The organism is Aeromonas sp. HMWF014 (genome assembly GCF_963878295.1).
In the GTDB taxonomy this organism is placed as follows: domain Bacteria; phylum Pseudomonadota; class Gammaproteobacteria; order Enterobacterales; family Aeromonadaceae; genus Aeromonas; species Aeromonas popoffii.
Window position 1 is genome coordinate 1 of sequence record NZ_CAWNYS010000497.1, and the last position, 17,787, is coordinate 17,787.

General features: G+C 54.3%; 19 protein-coding genes, 1 tRNA gene, 1 pseudogene and 1 riboswitch. Of the genes and pseudogenes, 12 read left to right on the top strand and 9 right to left on the bottom strand.

The annotated features are described in order from the left end of the window. Nucleotides 1–602: pseudogene (locus AAC083_RS19180) on the bottom strand (IS5 family transposase); the annotation flags it as partial. Between the two features lie 279 nt (nt 603–881). Here AAC083_RS19180 and AAC083_RS19185 point away from each other — a divergent pair. The 7 genes from AAC083_RS19185 to AAC083_RS19215 all read left to right on the top strand — a co-directional run bounded on the left by AAC083_RS19185 (nt 882) and on the right by AAC083_RS19215 (nt 5,211). Next, on the top strand, nt 882–1,595 hold the full coding sequence (locus AAC083_RS19185; RefSeq protein WP_108537459.1) for a scabin-related ADP-ribosyltransferase: 714 nt from the start codon (nt 882–884) through the stop codon (nt 1,593–1,595). A 120-nt stretch (nt 1,596–1,715) separates the two neighbouring features. After that, nucleotides 1,716–2,537, top strand: a complete 822-nt coding sequence (locus tag AAC083_RS19190) for an enterotoxin A family protein (protein ID WP_108537447.1) — start codon at nt 1,716–1,718, stop codon at nt 2,535–2,537. A gap of 13 nt (nt 2,538–2,550) precedes the next feature. Continuing rightward, complete coding sequence (locus AAC083_RS19195; protein ID WP_146181741.1) at nt 2,551–2,883, top strand: hypothetical protein; 333 nt, start codon at nt 2,551–2,553, stop codon at nt 2,881–2,883. 136 nt (nt 2,884–3,019) lie between these two features. Then, nucleotides 3,020–3,283 carry a hypothetical protein gene (locus tag AAC083_RS19200; RefSeq protein WP_258224775.1) on the top strand — a complete coding sequence of 88 codons (264 nt, stop codon included), beginning with the start codon at nt 3,020–3,022 and terminating at the stop codon, nt 3,281–3,283. 51 nt (nt 3,284–3,334) lie between these two features. Then, nucleotides 3,335–3,679 carry a hypothetical protein gene (locus AAC083_RS19205; protein ID WP_258224776.1) on the top strand — a complete coding sequence of 115 codons (345 nt, stop codon included), beginning with the start codon at nt 3,335–3,337 and terminating at the stop codon, nt 3,677–3,679. 15 nt (nt 3,680–3,694) lie between these two features. Further along, the gene (locus tag AAC083_RS19210) at nt 3,695–4,543 is read left to right on the top strand and encodes a type I restriction enzyme subunit R domain-containing protein (RefSeq protein ID WP_258224777.1); all 849 of its coding nucleotides are present in this window, start codon (nt 3,695–3,697) and stop codon (nt 4,541–4,543) included. Further along, nucleotides 4,543–5,211 carry a UPF0149 family protein gene (locus AAC083_RS19215; RefSeq protein WP_108537448.1) on the top strand — a complete coding sequence of 223 codons (669 nt, stop codon included), beginning with the start codon at nt 4,543–4,545 and terminating at the stop codon, nt 5,209–5,211. The genes AAC083_RS19210 and AAC083_RS19215 overlap by 1 nt, the downstream gene beginning before the upstream one ends. Before the next feature lie 197 nt (nt 5,212–5,408). Here AAC083_RS19215 and AAC083_RS19220 read toward each other — a convergent pair. Then, nucleotides 5,409–5,498 (bottom strand) — tRNA-Ser (locus tag AAC083_RS19220). 436 nt (nt 5,499–5,934) lie between these two features. Between AAC083_RS19220 and AAC083_RS19225 the strand changes: the two genes are divergently transcribed. Continuing rightward, complete coding sequence (locus tag AAC083_RS19225) at nt 5,935–6,852, top strand: L,D-transpeptidase family protein (RefSeq protein ID WP_108537449.1); 918 nt, start codon at nt 5,935–5,937, stop codon at nt 6,850–6,852. Between the two features lie 30 nt (nt 6,853–6,882). Then, entirely contained in the window at nt 6,883–7,884 is a 1,002-nt protein-coding gene (locus tag AAC083_RS19230) for a DUF481 domain-containing protein (protein ID WP_108537450.1), read from the top strand. Nucleotides 7,885–8,022: 138 nt separating this feature from the next. Here the strand turns inward: AAC083_RS19230 and AAC083_RS19235 are convergent, their stop codons facing one another. From AAC083_RS19235 to AAC083_RS19245, 3 genes are all read right to left on the bottom strand, one after another. Further along, nucleotides 8,023–8,742, bottom strand: coding sequence for a MaoC family dehydratase (locus AAC083_RS19235; RefSeq protein WP_108537451.1), 720 nt, complete (start codon nt 8,740–8,742; stop codon nt 8,023–8,025). Nucleotides 8,743–9,009: 267 nt separating this feature from the next. Beyond that, nucleotides 9,010–9,966 carry a 23S rRNA (adenine(1618)-N(6))-methyltransferase RlmF gene (gene rlmF, locus AAC083_RS19240; protein ID WP_108537452.1) on the bottom strand — a complete coding sequence of 319 codons (957 nt, stop codon included), beginning with the start codon at nt 9,964–9,966 and terminating at the stop codon, nt 9,010–9,012. A gap of 150 nt (nt 9,967–10,116) precedes the next feature. Then, nucleotides 10,117–10,581, bottom strand: a complete 465-nt coding sequence (locus AAC083_RS19245) for a C40 family peptidase (protein WP_042038374.1) — start codon at nt 10,579–10,581, stop codon at nt 10,117–10,119. A gap of 300 nt (nt 10,582–10,881) precedes the next feature. On the opposite strand from AAC083_RS19245, the gene AAC083_RS19250 reads away from it, so the two are divergent. Together AAC083_RS19250 and AAC083_RS19255 are read left to right on the top strand one after the other, a co-directional pair. Continuing rightward, entirely contained in the window at nt 10,882–11,604 is a 723-nt protein-coding gene (locus AAC083_RS19250) for a 4'-phosphopantetheinyl transferase family protein (RefSeq protein WP_108537454.1), read from the top strand. Next, nucleotides 11,601–12,449, top strand: a complete 849-nt coding sequence (locus AAC083_RS19255; RefSeq protein WP_042038305.1) for a tetratricopeptide repeat protein — start codon at nt 11,601–11,603, stop codon at nt 12,447–12,449. Before AAC083_RS19250 ends, AAC083_RS19255 begins: the two co-directional genes overlap by 4 nt. Before the next feature lie 141 nt (nt 12,450–12,590). Here the strand turns inward: AAC083_RS19255 and AAC083_RS19260 are convergent, their stop codons facing one another. Next, on the bottom strand, nt 12,591–12,833 hold the full coding sequence (locus tag AAC083_RS19260; RefSeq protein ID WP_005334342.1) for an Lpp/OprI family alanine-zipper lipoprotein: 243 nt from the start codon (nt 12,831–12,833) through the stop codon (nt 12,591–12,593). 225 nt (nt 12,834–13,058) lie between these two features. Next, complete coding sequence (ribB, locus tag AAC083_RS19265) at nt 13,059–13,712, bottom strand: 3,4-dihydroxy-2-butanone-4-phosphate synthase (protein ID WP_042038304.1); 654 nt, start codon at nt 13,710–13,712, stop codon at nt 13,059–13,061. A gap of 105 nt (nt 13,713–13,817) precedes the next feature. After that, nucleotides 13,818–13,972: riboswitch (FMN riboswitch) on the bottom strand. 209 nt (nt 13,973–14,181) lie between these two features. Between ribB and purU the strand changes: the two genes are divergently transcribed. Then, the gene (gene purU / locus AAC083_RS19270; protein WP_108537455.1) at nt 14,182–15,018 is read left to right on the top strand and encodes a formyltetrahydrofolate deformylase; all 837 of its coding nucleotides are present in this window, start codon (nt 14,182–14,184) and stop codon (nt 15,016–15,018) included. A gap of 84 nt (nt 15,019–15,102) precedes the next feature. On the opposite strand, the gene AAC083_RS19275 is transcribed toward purU, so the two are convergent. Next, nucleotides 15,103–16,365 carry a DUF945 family protein gene (locus AAC083_RS19275; protein WP_108537456.1) on the bottom strand — a complete coding sequence of 421 codons (1,263 nt, stop codon included), beginning with the start codon at nt 16,363–16,365 and terminating at the stop codon, nt 15,103–15,105. Nucleotides 16,366–16,460: 95 nt separating this feature from the next. Further along, on the bottom strand, nt 16,461–17,787 hold a 1,327-nt coding region (gene cls, locus AAC083_RS19280), incomplete at its 5' end, for a cardiolipin synthase (protein WP_258224778.1).

Here is a 17,787-nt window from a genome sequence, read left to right on the forward strand (position 1 = left end):
CTTGGGGCTGGGGCAGTTGTGGCTTGATGGTTGATTTGGGAAACAACGCCCATCGACGCCGATATGGGCCTTCATGCCGAAATACCACTGATTGCCTTTCTTGGACTGGTGCATCTCGGGGTCACGTTCTCCACGCTTGTTCTTCGTGGAGTTGGGGGCTTCGATGATGGTGGCATCGACCAGCGAGCCGTGCTTCATCATGATGCCAGCCTCGCAGAGCACTGGTTGACGGCGTCGAAAAGCTGACGAGCCAGCAGGTGCTGCTCCAGCAGATGGCGGAAGTTCATGATGGTGGTGCGGTCGGGGATGGCTTGGTCCAAGGAGAGTTTGGCAAACAGACGTGTCAAGGCAATCTCGTAGAGTGCATCCTCCATGGAGCCATCGCTAAGGCTGTACCACTGCTGCATACAGTGAATGCGCAGCATGGTGTCGAGTGGATAGGGACGACGCCTGTTACCCGCCTTGGGATAGACGGGTTCGATGACCCCCAGCATTCTTGGCCATGGGAGCACAGCCTCCATGCGAGCCAAGAATATCTCTTTGCGGGTTTTGCGGCGTTTGCCATTGAGCTCGCAGTCCGCGAAGGTGAACTGGTGACTAATGCTGCACCTCATCCATGACGCCAAATGGGGCTCATAATCTCACATCAGGGACTGGTTCGCACCTTCCCTAGAAAGGTTGTCAGAAATATTTTCTTACAAAATCAATCGATATTTAATTGAATTGTGTGTAATTCATCACACAATAACATGAGGCTCGATAAAATCCTTTGGTTCCCATCTAAATCTCTGTATAGTTTTTAGTCATGGAAATAATTATTTTAGATATAAATCCAATGATTTTATCTATATTAGAACTTTATATTTAACTTGGTGGTAGCTATGAAACTTTCAGTTAAGCTTTTCACTTTTCTTGCGTGTTTCACCTTCAACGACATTGCTTTTTCAAGGCCTGTCTCAATCGTATACAGAGCAGATTCAAGGGCCCCATCTGATGTATTTTCAAATGGATTTCACGCTTGGGGAACAAATATAAACTTCAATTCACATGTACTTGGCATTTCAGGTAGAAGAGGTAGCAGAGATTCAGCATTCATTCCTACTACCTCAAGTTCAAATTCTGCCAATCGATTTGCGATTGATCTATTAAATGTTTCTGAAGATAGAACCTCTTATACCTATAGTATTAGAGCAACAAACAACTTCTACTCCGCACTAGACTCTATGTATCATGTGTATGATACTGCTGGAGTTCGTGTTCCTGAATTGACAAGAGCTACGTTAGCTGCAGAGCAGGAATACTCAGCATATCAACACATTCCCGCTCAATTAATACAATCAGTTACGATTACATCAAGGGCGGATAATGGTAGCTTAATCACTCGAGTAGAAGAAAATCCAAACTACGCACCAGATACAACACACTCTAACGAAGACCCATTCACATATGGATTACCTTATCCGATAAATATATCTCCAATTCTAATAATGGGATCTTCGATGGCAAATATCAATAACGAGATGCCCAATAACTCAGCTATCCTGCCATCACCATCATATACATTGTCATCATTAATGGCACATTCTGAACTGTGATAAATCGGGTTTTAATTAATTAAAAACAAGCTTGCATTTATCATGGTTGGCTAATTTCAAAAGCTAGACTTGACATGCTTTATGTAAATGTAAAGACCTTAAAACCAAGGGGCTGTTAGTATGAAGAGAGGTATATCATTCACTGGTCAGCATAAAATGCTTCCACTAATTCTATACACGCTAATCAATTTAAAGATAGGGAAAACAAGCTACTTATTTTTAGTTTTAAGCATTTTATTTATATCTAGCACATCTTTTTCCTTCGCAAATAATATCCCTAACTCAGGAGTTCTGTACCGAGTCGATACAAGAAGTCCAGATGAAATATTTTCTAATGGTTTTGACTCTTTTGGAGAAAACGATAGCGTTAGAGACCATTCTAGAGGAGTAAGCTGTGTAGGTCGAGCTGAAAATAGCGCGTTTATCTCAACGAGTTCAGACCCAGAGTATGCAGGAAACTATGCAAGAAGGATTTATTCACAGACTTCTTCGCCAGTTTATGTTTATATAATCATATCAAGTTCAAACATGTATAATATGGTAAGTTCTTTAGAGTATGCTGGGTATACTGCTGGGATTGAAAATGCTAGAACTCAATCTGAGTGGATTGCACATAATTCAATACCTAATACAACCATACAAGGAGTTAGGGTGTATACGGGAAGCAGCACACCACCAATAACTCCAAACCCTCATTATGACAGAAATACCAGGCCTGAAGTAAACGCATCCCCCTATGGTTCACAAACAGCAACCAATGCTAATGGAACCGTAAACTTGCTAGCAGAGATAAGACCTCTTGTTAGTACTTGTATGGCTGCAACGCTGTCTTGTTTTAACACAAATAGTCAATTCAGAAAAGCCATCTCAGATGAGTGCAAGTTTATTGAGCCATACAAGGCCAATACGTTACTAATGAACGACTCTTATGTACATATGTAAAGGTGATATCAATATGAAAAAAGCAACATACTCCATTTTATTTTCAACTCTTTTTTTTACCACCTCATCATTTGCAGGTCAAGGCTTAGCCGACGCCTGCCGAAAGTATACATTACTCCAGAATGTAACAATCCAAAATTACAACTACAATACTATAAGCAGCGAATTCAATATTCGCACGAGTAAATCAACAATGAATTGGTATGGTGTTAAAGCCGATAATAATGCTGGAATGTTATATGATATAGCTAAAACAGCTCGACTAACAGGGGCAAGTGTCGACGTATGTGTCAATACCAACGGCAATTTTTTATTAGGGCTTGAATGGACAAAGAGTGTCAACTAAGCGTTTTCATTAAAAATTGGGGGGCTAGTTGCTCCCCAATTGATTTTAAACCTTCTCCGACTTTTCTGGACTGAGTGATCGGGCCAAATTCAATATCATCTGTTCAGCCCAGCGAGAAAAGGGATTCAGGATATGATTGAATGTCAGGGTCAACACTCAGGACTTGAGCCTGCAGGCCATGCGCTCGCGCAAGATGCGTGGCAACGCCTCCTATTTCGCCTTTACCGCCACACCAAATAGCACCACGTTGGAGAAGTTCTGCCAGTTGCAGCCGGATGGCACCTTCCAGCCGTTTCACCTCTATTCAATGAAGCAGGCCATCGAGGAGGGCTTTATCCTCGATGTGGTGGCCAACTACACCACCTATCGCAGCTACTACGAGATCAGCAAGTCCATCTAAGAGAACCGACTGTTTGACAGCAAGAAGGCACAGAAGAAGCTGCGGGCTTATGTGGAAGGCAGTCAGGAGACGATCGACGTCAAGGCCGAAATCATGCTCGAACACTTCATCCCCCATGTGGTGAATGCCAAGAAGCTCAAGGGCAAAGGCAAAGGCAAAGGCAAAGGCAAAGGCAAAGGCAAAGGCAAAGGCAAGGAGATGGTGGTGACGCAGAACATCGTCTCTGCTATCCGCTATTACAAGGCTATCACCCGCCAGCTGGAGGCTATGGGGAACCCGTTCAAGGTGCTGATTACCTTCTCCGGCAGCAAGGAGGTGGATGGCATTGAGTACACCGAGGCTGAATTAAACGGCTTTGCCGAGGGCGATACCCGCGACAAGTTTGATACCAACTAATATCGCCTGCTGATCGTGGCCAACAAATACCTGACCGGTTTCGATCAACCCAAGCTATGCGCCATGTATGTCGACAAAAAGCTGAACGGTGTTCTGTGCGTGCAGGCGCTATCCCGCCTTAACCGAGCTGCGCCCAAATGGGGCAAGAAGACCGAAGACCTCTTTATTCTCGATTTCGTCAATCCGGTTGAAGAGATCAAGGCATCGTTCGATCCCTTCTACACAGCGACCTCACTCTCTGGCGCCACCGACATCAATGTGCTGCATGAGCTCAAGGATGCGCTGGACGATACCGGTGTCTATGAATGGTTCGAGGTTGAGGAGTTTGTTGCCCGCTACTTCAATAACGAAGATGCTCAACTGCTCAGCGCTATCATCGATGTGGCCGCTGACCGTTTCAACCATGAGCTGGAGCTGAGTAACGAAGAGAAGGCCGACATCAAGATCAAGGCCAAGCAGTTCGTGAAGATCTACGGCCAGATGGCCGCCATCATGCCTTACGACATGCTGACCTGGGAGAAGCTATTCTGGTTCCTCAAGTTCCTGATCCCCAAACTCAAGGTACAGGACCCGGATGCCGACCTGCTTGATGAGTTGCTCGAGTCAGTGGATCTCTCTTCCTACGACCTGCAGCGGGTGAAGTTCGTTAATATCCTCGATAGCGTGAAGAAGCACCCAGACTTTGAATCAAAGTATCAAAACAATACTGATCCAATTAACCGCGAGCTGGCCTTCGAGAAGATCATGAGAGAAGTCATGCTGGCACGAAGAAAAGACGAGCTGGAGCTTTATAAGCTGTTCGCTAATGATCCGGCGTTCAAGGCATCCTGGATGCAAAGTGCACAGAGGATGGTGGGGGGGTAATGCAACCTTTTGAAATCTTGAGTGATGAAGAGCTCGATGAGCTGGAGGCGCTGTTGGAGCACTACGGCAGTGAGAACAGCATTGCCTCGATGTCGATGCTCGATGGCTTTTTGACGGCAGTGGTCTCTGGCCCCTACCTCATCATGCCGAGCACTTGGCTCCCTGCAATTTGGGGTGGCGAGCAGGATCAACCCGAGTGGCAAAGCGAAGCCGAACTGGAACGCTTTATCGACTTGGTAATACGCCACAGCAACGACATTGCGACCACCCTGACCTATGCGGCAGAAGACTATTTCCCGGTCGCGCCTGAATTTGAGCGACATGGTGAGTGGGTTCCTCTGATCCACGACTGGTGTGGTGGTTACCTGGGAGGTCTTGAGCTGGCGCCATGGCCCACGCTACCGGCGCCAGAAGCTGCTGCACTGGCGATGATAGCTGAACCGCTGGAGAAGATGCCTACGTCGCTGGAAGCGTACAGCAATGAACATCTGCAAGAGCAAACCACCAAGGCTCGCTTTGCCGCACGTATTCTACATGCCTACTTTCTGGCACAACGTGGCGAGCGAGCGGTACGTTCTCAACCAGTGGTGGCACCCATCAAGATTGGCCGCAACGAGCCGTGCCCCTGTGGCAGCGGCAAGAAGTACAAACAGTGCTGTTTGCACTGACCAACAAAATAGATAGCAAGAGAGGGCCAATGGCCCTCTCTTGCTTTGGTTAAACTGAAGGAGTAATGACGATGACCTGTCCAAAGAGATGCTATCGAGGAGCAGGACAGCCAACACCTAATGGCATACTCACTGGCATACCGAAAAAGCCACTAAAATAAAAAACCCAACCTTTTCAATAGGTTGGGCCTTTAAGATGGCGGAGAGACAGGGATTCGAACCCTGGGTGGTATTGCTACCACAATTGATTTCGAGTCAATCCCGTTCGGCCACTCCGGCATCTCTCCGCAAGGCTTCATTCTTACCGAACCCGGTCTGGTAAATCAACCAGAATCTCTTTAAAGATCAAATGACTGCCTATAAAACAGGCAAGCAACACTGTTTCTACCGTGGGGCCTGCACGTGGTATTTCGACGGCGCTTTGGCCTCAGCGCACCGGGTCCAGTCCCTTAGACAGCTTGGTAAGTGTGATGACTCCCCCACAACAGGCCTGTTTGTGGGTGACAGGTTGCGGTATTTTCCATCACGGACAGCGTTCAGCCAAGGTTATCTGGCACTGTATTAAAAAAGGGGGATGTCGTTAAAAGGACCATTTTCTGAGACAAGACTCCCCTGTAACCCTTGTGGGACGGGCTGGTAATCGGGAGTGGATTGGTTGACAATTTCATCTCTTTTTTCAGGGCTGGCAGTGACCGGCCCTCACGCTATTTGACAGGAAGTACCATGTTCAATGCACGAATCGTCTCACTGCTGCTAATGACAGCCAGCCTCTGGAGCGCGCCAACCTGGGCTACGACCTATACCTTGCCACCGGCTGGCAGCCGCTTGATTGGCGAGCTGGAGGACTACATAGTCCAGCCGGGTGAGCACCTTGAACTGATCGGCAAGCACACCCAGATTGGTTTTTTGGCACTGCTCGAGGCAAATCCCGGGGTTGATCCCTATTTGCCCAAGACAGGCACTCGCTTGACCCTGCCGACCCAGATGTTGCTGCCGGATGTGCCAAGAGAGGGGATCGTCATCAACCTGCCCGAACTGCGTCTCTACTACTTCCCCAAGGGGAAAAATGAGGTGATCGTTTTGCCCATCGGCATTGGCGACATAGGACGGGAAACCCCTGAGATGACCACGACGGTGATCGCCAAGAACCCCAACCCGACTTGGGTACCCGGCCCCATGGTGCGCAAATCCTGGCTGGAGCAGAAGGGCATCACCCTGCCCGCGGTCGTGCCGCCAGGCCCGGACAATCCCCTCGGCAAGTTTGCCATGCGCCTGGGTTACGGCAAGCAGGACTACCTCATTCATGGCACCAACAAGGAGTTTGGCGTCGGGCTGAGGGTCAGTGCAGGCTGCATTCGCCTGCGCCCCGATGATATCGAGGCCCTGTTCAAAATAGTCCCCCTCGGCACCCAGGTACGGGTGATCAACCAGCCGGTCAAGACGGCCAGCGAGCCCGATGGCCGCCACTGGCTGGAGGTCCACTCCCCCCTCTCTCGCACTGAACTGGAGCTGGAGCAGGGTGCCCCCCTGATCCTCTCAGCCGCGGTGGAAACCTTTATCGCCATGCCCGAGATCGACGGTGACAAGGTCGCTGCCGTGCTGAACAATAAAAACGGCGTTCCACACCCCGTCAGCGGTTAACGGCAACCCTGTGTTCATGAAGGATTTTCCATGAAATACCGCGTCTGGTTCTTGCTCGCCATCTTGCTCAGCCCGGTGGCGCTGGCCGACATCCTCTGGATGGACAACGGTGACCGGCTGACCGGCACCATAGAGGAGATCACGGATGAACAGGTGCGCATAGCACTGCCCTACAGTTCACCGGTGACGGTCAAGCGCGAGGCGGTCAAACGCTGGCGTATCGAGAAGCAGGACAAGCCAAAACCGACGGTGAAGACCGGCATTACCCTGCGCGCCCTTACCACGCAGGATGACAAGCGCGCCTGGCTGTGGACCGGCAGCAGCGATCTGAACGTGAGGCTAAGGCACAATGAGAAGCAGACCAACAACGTCAACCTGAAGGCCGAGACAGAGGTCGCCAATCTCGACTGGCGATACAGCCTGAATGGGGAGTACATCTACGAAACGGCCAACAACGTCACCAACAAACATGAGTATCAACTCAAGCCCATGCTGGACTTCTTCTTTGACCAGCACTGGTTCGTGCGCTCTTCCATCGACTATGACTATCAGATGCTCGACGCTAACTACCTGAACCTGAGTTATGCCTCGGGCCCGGGTTACAGGTTCTGGAACGACAAGAAACGGCGCCTTGAGCTCATCACCCAGGTAGGTCTCGAGCGCACATATCTCAGACCTGCGGCCTACGATGAGTCCATCATCGCCGACATCTTTGATGACAGGATCATCAACTATCCCCTCCTCAATTTAGGCTGGGATTACCGACAGCCGGTCATCTTGTGGTCAGAGAGCATAGAGATATTCAGCAAGGGGGGCTACAAGCGCTACCTGGCCCAGCCCTCTCCTTATGTAACAAGGGAGCAATCCATTCAGGGGAGTCTGGGCCTGCGCTACTACTTCAACGATCACTTGCGCCTCTCCTGGTCGAGCGAGCTCGACTGGGAAGATGCCCGGTTGGATGACCAAGATATTCACCAACAGCTGGCAGGTAAGGAGTGGCGCCATCTGATAAGCCTGGGGGCCAGCTTCTAGACATCAGGGCAAGCCATTCCTGAACAAGGATCTGTGCCACTGACAAGCACCATAACGCCATAAATTAAACAGGCTCACCTGGGTGAGCCTGTTTAATTTCAATACGATTCATGCCACCGGGCGACAACCATCACGACATCAGAAGTAGATCCGGGTGACAGATTCAATGACACAGCCGGGACGACGAATGCCTTCGATCTCGACCTTGATCTCCTTGAGCAGCTCAAGCCCCCCCTTGATGGGAGTCACTCGCAGCAATTTGGTGCGTGCGCGGATATTGCTGTCCACCTTGATAGGATACGGAAAACGCACCTGGTCCAGCCCAAAGTTCACCACCATGCGAGCATCCGGAAACTCGGGCGTCGCCTCGTTGATGCTACCCGTCAACCGTGGCAGCAGCGCCAGGGTCAAAAAGCCATGGGCTATGGTGGTCTTGAACGGCGACTCGGCAGCGGCACGTTCAGGGTTGGTATGGATCCACTGGTTGTCGCCGGTCACGACGGCAAATGCATTGATCATCTGCTGACTCACCAGCAACCATTCACCCACGTGGGTCTCAGCGCCTATGCTGGGCTGCAGAGTGGCAAACAGGGCAGCCGCCTCACCATTAAGCTCAACTGCCGGCTCATCCGCCTGCAGGGGCTGGCCGTTGGCAACCTGTGCCACGCCCGCTTGCCGCTGCACGGACTGACTATCAGCGTGCAGGTCCAGCACACGACCCAGCAGAGGGTGAAGGTGTGCCTTTTGCTGAAACTCACGCCAGTAGTCACGGATCGCCGGAGAGAGCCAATCCTTGAGCTCAAAGGGGTGCTGCGCCAGAATTTCACGCTTGCGCTTCAGAAAATCGACAACTTTCATCTACCGATCCCTATTCGATTCAAAGCCTGTAAAGAGGTCTAACCAGTCCCATTTTATGAAAGTTTCAACAGCAAGTGCAAAAAAATCTCAGCGTACAGCTGTACCACGAGCAGAAGTGGTCACTAACCTGTTGGCTGCAAGCCTGATGGCACAAGGAGAAAAACGATTACCATGGCCAGCGTCAAGCGGCCATGATCCCCACACAAACAGGGGCCGAAACCGGGGGAATGCCATCTGAGAGCCTCTGTCGATACCTTGCTTGGCCCGTCAGGCGTCGTCATGCGGTGCCGGTTGCCACCATTGCTTACAGGTGGCCTCATCCAGAAAACACCAGGCCAGGATCCTGCTCACCTTGTTGCCCTGCGCCATGTCGATCACCCGCACCTGACGAGCACCGACCTGGGCCAGCGCCTTCTTCGCAGCCGGCAAGTTCTCCTTCTTCGACACCAGCGAGCTGAACCAGAGACACTGGCTGGCGAACTCCTTGCTCTGGGCAATCATGGTGGCGAGAAACGCGGCCTCTCCCCCTTCGCACCAGAGCTCGGCCTTCTGGCCGCCGAAATTGAGCACAGGACCCCCCTTAACGGCTTTGCCTAGGTTGCGCAGCTTGCGCTCGCTGCCCTTGCTCGCCTCATCGAGCGAGCCATGAAACGGCGGGTTGCACAGGGTCAGGGCGAAGCGCTCCTGCGGGCTTATGATGCCGTGAAAGACATGTTTGGCATTGCCCTGATGGCGGCACTCGACCTGTCCACCCAGCCCGTTGCTCTTGGCCAGCAGGTTAGCCGCCTTGACCGAGACAGGATCGATATCCGACCCGACGAAGCGCCAGCCATATTCGCGCGCCCCCAGCAGCGGGTAGATGCAGTTCGCCCCCACCCCAATATCCAGCACTCGTATCCCCTTGCCGGTCGGTACGCGTCCCGCACTCTCGGCCAGCAGATCCGCCACCCGATGCAGATAGTCCACCCGCCCCGGGATCGGTGGGCAAAGATAACCCGCAGGCAGATCCCAGTGCTGGATACCGTAGTGCAGTGCCAGCAAGGCCTTGTTCAGCGCCTTGACGGCGGCAGGATCAGCAAAATCCAGGGTCTGGGTACCGTGCTCATTGACGAATACCAAGGGTCGCAACTCGGGGGTACGCTGGCAGAGCGCATCGAAATCATAGGGAGCCTGATGGCGATTGCGTGGATGCAATCCGGATTTACGGTGGGAGGGGGTCTTCATGCTGGGCCTGCCGAGGGAAAACGGGCCCACACTATAGTGATTTGGCCCCGGAAAGTCTAAATCACAGCCACAAAAAACCGGGCTTCAGGTGCCCGGTTCAAGTGAGGTTGGAAAAACAGTCCGTACTGCGAGCCGCTTATCCAGCCTGACTCAGATGTCGATCCGGCGTGCTTGCCAAAACTTGCTGCGCCAATAGGAGCTATTCAGCTTGGAGCGCGTCACTCCGGCACGGGTCGAGGCGTGGATGAATTCACCATTGCCTACGTAGATACCGACATGATTGAGACGACGATTGATCTTGAAGAACACCAAGTCCCCCTCGACCAGATCTTGCTTGGAAACACGAGTCCCTTCATGGACTTGGGAGCGGGTGTCACGGGGTAATTCGACACCGACGGCATTGCGGAACACTTCACGGGCAAAGGCGGAGCAATCTATGCCTCGCTGGCTGCTGCCCCCCATACGGTAAGGAACACCACGCCACTCTTTATATACTGTCAGGATTTCATTCACATCGGGTGTTTGCGAAGCTTCCGGTTCAATAATGGGTTCCATCATGGAAACTTCAATCTTGCTCGCGACCTCGGGCTGGGGTGCCGAAGCACAACCCACCATTCCGAGCGCGACCAGCAGCAGTATCAGGTGGCGCAATCCTTTATCCCCGCAAAAATAGTAAAACTTGTTAAAATACGGCCCCAAAGGGCAATTTATAAGGCAACAGCACTTGACTATATCCAAGAATCCTATTGAGGCAAGTGAAAATCCCAATCGAGATCACATTTTTGCAAGTAAATGCATTATTTACCGTGATTAATGTGAGCATGCCCAAACAATATACAATCTCGAAAGCGACCGTCCTTGCTCGATTAAACTGACTCTTATCGCTGTTTCATCCCTCTTTTAAAGTGAAAAATTATGATCGCTGTGGATCTCTACTTGTTAAAACCGGCAAAGGTCAGCGTCGACCAGTTGGCTCTGCTGCCGGACGCACTCTCCCCGACAGAGCGGCAACAGTGGCAGGGGATCCACCACCAAGGACGCCGCCAGGAGTTCCTGGTCAGCCGAGTGCTGCTCAGGTGCCTGCTGGCCGATCGCCTGCGGTGCCAGGCCAGCGAGCTGCTGTTTTGCACCAATCCCCACGGCAAACCCGAGCTGAGCGACCAGCGCTGGCAGTTCAACCTCAGCCACAGTGGCGACTGGCTGGTGATCGCACTCTGTGCCAAGGGGCCACTTGGGGTAGATGTAGAGTTGGGCCAGCGTCGCCGCCAAACCCTGCCACTGGCCAGACGCTTCTATGCAACCAGTGAATACGAGTGGCTCGCCGCCCTGCCGGCTGAAGAACAGGAAAGCGCCTTCTATCGGCTCTGGTCACGCAAGGAGGCGGTGTTGAAGGCCCATGGTGCCGGCATTGCCGCCGGGCTCGACAAGATATGCTTTGTGCCGCAGCAGGAGTGGCGGCTCGATAACAGGCTCGATGAACACGATTACCAGGTACAGGATTGGCCCCTTAGCGGCGGCTGGCTCAGCCTCGCTGCCCCGACCCTGGCCGTCAACGGCTGGCTGCTGGACGACAACTTGAAATCCGCCCCTATCAACCCCATGTTAACTCACACCATTTTCCAAGAGACAGCCTCATGATCGTCGACATCAATCCCCAGAACTTCCAAGCCGCGCTGATCGATGCTTCCATGAAAAAGCCGGTCGTCATCTATTTCCACGCCCCCCAAATGCCCGAGTGCCAGGGCATGACCACGCTGGTGGAGTCACTGGTTGGCCCGGCCAACCCCCAGGTGACCCTGGCCAGGGTCGACATGAACGATCCGCAGCTGCAACCGCTGGCCAGCCAGCTTGGTCTGCGTGCCCTGCCTGCACTGGTACTCTTCCATCAGGGTCGCCCGGACGAGCAGGCCATTCTGGAAGGGCCGCAGGACGAAGCAACCCTGCGCCACTATTTTGCCGCCTTCGCACCCAAGGAGGAGGAACTGCTGTTCGAGCAGGCGCAACAGGCTCTGGCTGACGGTCAGGCGGATGTGGCCTATGCCCATCTCACCAAGGCTCACCAGCTGGCCCCTGAGCGCCACGACATCAGTCTGTGGCTCATTCAGGCGGCGCTGGATCTCAATCTGCTGGACGAAGCACAGGAGCGACTCGGCAAGATCCCCATGATCGCGCAGGATGACCACTATCAGACTCTGAGCTCCCGACTGGCGCTGGCACTGCAGGCCGCAGACAGCCCGGAACTGCGGGCGCTGGAGGCACGTTACGAGCAGGATCCTGACAATTTCCCCCTGACCCAGGAGCTGGCGGTGCAATACAACCAGGCGGGTCGACAGGAAGAGGCACTGACCTTGCTGTTCACCATCCTCAAGCACGACCTGGCTTTTGGCGATGCCAAGAAGACCTATCTCGACATTCTGACCACCATGGGCGCCCATCCGGCGGCACAGAACTACCGTCGCAAGCTCTACAGCCTGCTCTACTGAATGATCACATGATGAAAAACGGGGGGATGCCGAGGGATCGGCATTGCCTTGGCAAGGCTAGAAAGTTGTGACTCAATGCGGGGAATTGACGAATTTCAGGCAAAAAAAATGGCGCATAAATGCGCCATTTTTTCGCATGGATTACTTCTTGTAGGAAGTAGCCATGTTGTCGATGCGCTGGTTAGCACGCATAGCTTCTTGCTTGGCTTCTGCAACATCAGCAGCGATCTTGGATTGATCAGCACGAACTGCGCTAACATCTTGAGCCAGTTGGTCAACTTTGTTAGACAGATTCTGAACGGAGGTTTCCAGTTCGCTGGTGTTTGCACAACCGCCCAGCAGAGCGGACAGACCAACAACACCTACCAACAACAATTTTTTCATTTTTAAAAGCTCCCTTTAACTCGCCAGACGTTTAGCAAGCGGCGTGATTATGGCACAAAAGAATCATACTTTGGATAGGCCCCATCACAGATAAATGCATTAAAACCCTCATTTTTTTTTAGCCGCACACTTTATGCGCAAACTTTAAGCAAAAATGAGTGCCTCTGGATGAGGTTCGCACAAAGCGTAACCAAATTTTGGGCTTATTACAATTTCGTATGAGGCTCAAGCTGAACGTTCTGACAACAATTGACGATATTGCACCAGATCTTCGATGGTCAGCACAGGCATCTGATGCAGGCGACCGAAGGCAACCAGGTCTGGCAGACGAGCCATGGACCCATCTTCCTTGGTCAGTTCACACAAGACCCCAAAGGGTTTGAGGCCAGCCAGCTGCATCAGGTCAACCGTGGCTTCGGTATGACCACGGCGTGTCAGTACACCACCGGTACGAGCCCGCAGTGGGAAGACATGGCCAGGGCAATGCAGATCGGACGGTTTGGCACCATCGGCGATAGCCGCACGAATGGTAGTGACGCGATCGGCCGCAGAGACGCCCGTGGTCACCCCTTGTGCCGCCTCTATGGTGACGGTGAAGGCGGTCTGATAGTGGCTGGAGTTCGCCTCCACCATCATGGGCAACTCAAGCTGACGAACGCGCTCGTCGGTCAGACAGAGGCAGACGATGCCGGAGCACTCCCGGATCATCATGGCCATCTGTTCATTGGTCATGGATTGGGCGGCGAAGATGAGGTCGCCTTCGTTCTCCCGATCTTCATCGTCGGCGACCAATACGCCACGACCGGCCCGCAGAGCCGCCAACGCCGCTTCGACGCGAGCAAGGGGATCACCAAATTCACTGAGTAGAGACTGATTCATGGTAAGACTCCTAAAACAAGACAAGGACCAGAATCAGGGCATGGAAAGGCAGACAGAGATAGGTATGCAGCGGCCAGCCCAACGGGGCCATGCCTGCAATATCTGTCTTATCCTCTTTCATCCGGACTATGACCGTCGGCTCCGGCATCTCACCGGATCTGCTGACCCCGACCCTGGTTACAAGGTCGGGCGCTCGCGGGCTCCCCGAGTCAGATCGGGATACCGCCGGTGGGGAATTTCACCCCGCCCTGAGAATAAGCGCAGATAGCCTAAAGAAAAAAAACGCCGGATACCAGCCCAAAACCCATCAAGAATGAATGTGGACCCGACCAACACCCACAGCCAACGACTTGGCTCACGCACGCACGGCGCACTGTCTTTTCTGATTTTGTTTATGGCATAGTGCCTGAAAAAACGCGCAGCCTGCGCAGACTCAGGCGCCAATACCACAAACGGAATCATGACAGAGATGGAAAAGAAAATACTGCTGACGGACTGTCCGGACGCCAAGGGCCTCATCGCAAAGATCACCAACATCTGCTACAAGCACCAGCTCAACATCAACAAGAATGACGAGTTCGTGGATAACGAAAACGGCCGCTTCTTCATGCGCACCGAGCTGGAGGGGCGTTTCAACGACGAAACCCTGCTGGCGGATCTGGATGATGCCCTGCCCACCGGTGCCCAGCGCCGCCTGGTCAAGGCGGGCAAGAAGCGCATCGTCATCCTGGTGACCAAAGAGACTCACTGCCTCGGCGATATTCTGATGAAGAACTACGCCGGTGCACTGGACATGGACATAGTGGCGGTGATCGGCAACTACGATACCCTCGCCGAACTGACCGGCAAGTTCGACATCCCATTCCACACCGTCAGCCACGAGGGTCTGAGCCGCACCGAACACGAAGAGCAAGTACGCGCCATTATCGACGGCTATCAGCCCGACTACGTGATCCTGGCCAAGTACATGCGGGTGCTGACGCCGAGCTTCGTCGAGGCCTATCCGCGCAAGATCCTCAACATACATCACTCCTTCCTGCCAGCTTTCATCGGTGCCCGCCCTTACCGCCAGGCGTTCGAGCGCGGAGTCAAGCTGATCGGCGCCACCGCCCACTTCGTCACTGACGATCTGGATGAGGGCCCCATCGTCGAGCAGGACGTGATCCATGTCGGCCACGCCTTCAGTGCCGACGACATGGCCAAGGCCGGTCGCGACGTGGAGAAATCCGTGCTGAGCCGCGCACTGGAGCTAGTGCTCAACGAGCGGGTGTTCGTCTACGGCAACAAGACGGTGGTGTTCAAGTAACCCACCTCTGGCACCACGCCAGAAACAACAAAGGCTCCTGCGGGAGCCTTTGTTGTTTCTGCACTGCCTTTTCTTGCACTCGGCTTACAGCGGCAGACCATTGATGGTCATGACACCCTTGTCGAGCCTCAGCTCGGCAGTCAGCTGGGCGTTGTCCGCCTTGAGATAGCCCATGGCAGTAAGCTGTTCCAGCATGGGAGCCAGTTGCGGTACCGCCTTGCCCAGCTTGCCGCTGAGGTTGGCATGCAGCAGACCGGACAGGGCATGCATCCCCTCTTCACTGTTGAACAGCTGCTCCAGCGAGGTGGCCGCCAGCGTGACGTCTCCCTTCATGGCGACGGGCTCGCCGTTGAGCTGAGCGCCCAACTCCACCAGCTCCAGAGTCGCGCCGCGCTTGAGCAACTTGTCCAGCGCCTGCTGAATGGCTTGATCTTCCACCCCTTGCCCACTGGCGGCCTGCAGCGCCTGATAGCCTTCCAGATCCAGTCCTTTGAGATTCAGGGCCAGCTTGCTCTGGGTCAGCGCCAGGTTGTCGGTCTCGTTCTCCAGATTGAGGGTGTTCAGCTTCACCCGATAGCTGCTGGAGAGGGTCTGGGCATCGTCCCCTGCCAGCTGGGTTTCCGTGGTCAGCCCCTGCAGTGACACCTTGACGCTGTCAGGCAGTTGTACCGACAGCGCGGAGAGAGACATGTTACTGCGGGGAGAGAGCCAGATACCGCTGATCTCGGCCATGTCGGCGCTACCCTTGAGCTCGGCCAGCACCATGTCCATCTTGCTCTGCTCTTCGTGCAGCGTCATGCCCTGCCAGTGGAAGGTGACGTGACCATTGCCTTCCAAATCACCGTGGTAGTCGCCCTTCATGGGCAGGAAACTGAACTCGTCGAGCCCCTGCTTGACCTTGAATTCGTTGGCCCAGAAGCGACTGCTGTTGCTGGCGGTCCACAGGCTACTGACCGACTCTATGCCAAATTGCCACTGCTCCAGCTTGAGCGAACTGAATACCGGGGCCAGCGAGCCCTGTGTGGTATCAAGCAACATGTGGCTCTTGATATAGAGCGGCAGGATACGGCTGTTGACGATGAACTGCGCCCCGACCGGCTCGCTCCCTTCCAGCTGACCATCCAGGTGGGCCAGGGTCTGCGGCGTGACCACCACCTTCAGCACGCCATCGCGGGTGAACAGGTTGCTGGCGCCGGGCAGCCAGGTCAGCTCGATGCCGCTCTCCTGCTTCACCTTGGCAATCTGCTCGGCCATGATGCGATCGAACGTATTGCCCGTGTACCAGCAGGCACCCAATCCACCGACAACCAGGGCCGCACCGACGGCCAGCGCTACTCGCTTCTTCATCTTTATATGATTCTCCAAAGGCTCATTGCCGCACTCTACGGGGCCATATCGGGGCTAGGCAAGTCCAATTCGGCCTCGGCCGCAAATATGTGCTGTCACAGCAAGGGACTGAACAGATAAAAGATGTTCTCCATCACCTTCTTGTACCAGGGGCGGGCACGCCACTTGGCCAGCGACATGGGGGTCGCCTCTATCATGTAGCCCTGTACCAGCCGGGTCATCTCGGCGACAAAAACAGGGTTGTCGATGAGCAGGGTCACCTCGAAGTTGAGCCAGAGGCTACGCCTATCCAGATTCACTGTGCCCACCAGGGCGAAGTCGTCATCCACCAGCACGCTCTTGGTGTGTAGCAGCCCGGCATCGTAGCGGTAGACCTCGACCCCGGCCTCCAGCAGCTCTTCCATGAAGGCGTTGCAGGCATGATTGGCCATCAGGGAGTCGTTGCGCGCCGGCAACACCAGTTGCACCTTCACCCCGCGCGCCGCCGCCGAGGAGAGCGCCGCCGCCAGCGGATCGTCCGGCACGAAATAGGGGGTGGTCAGCACCAGATGGTGACGGGCCTGATAGATGGCCAGCAACAGGCTCTGCTGGATGCAGTCGCCGCCGACGAAGGGACCTGACGGAATGAGCTGGGCCCGGTAGTTGCTCTGGGGCCAGGCCTCGGGCTCGTGCTGCAGGCTGTCGAGCAGCCGCTCGCCGGTCTCCATCTCCCAGTCCCAGACGAAGATGGACCACATCAGCGGCACCATGGGCCCCTGCACCCGGATCATGATGTCTACCCACTGGCCGACCCCGGCGTTCTGCTTGAAGAAGCGGGGATCCACCATGTTCATGGAACCGGTGTAACTCACCCTGTCGTCGATCACCACCAGCTTGCGGTGCATGCGCAGATCCTGGCGCTGGAACGGGATGCGCCAGGCGCCGACCGGCAGCACCTCCACCAGCTTGACCCCCGCTTTGCGCAACTTCTTCGGCCAGGGCGAGCGGAAGAAGGCCTTGCTGCCCATGGAATCGAGCAGCAGACGACAATCTACGCCGCGCGCCGCCACTTCCATCAGCGCCTCGCACACTTCGTCAACATCGCCACCCGGGTGCCAGATGTAGAACTCCAGATAGCAGGACTGGGAGGATTGACGGATGTCGCGCACTATCTCGCACAAAATGGATTCCGGCTTGCTCAGCAGCGTCATCCGGTTGCCGGAGAGCATGGGCATGGACAGCCTGCTCTGGATCAGATCGTGCAGCGGCTGGGCCTTGCTGCCCACCTCGCAGCAGTGTTGGGGGAAGAGGCGGGCCAGCTGGCGGATCCAGATGGCGTAAGGGCGGTACATGGCCTGAGCCCGTTCGGCGCGGCGGCGGCCAAGACGGATCTCGCCAAACAGCACGTAGAAACCGACCCCGGCAAACGGGATGGCATAGATA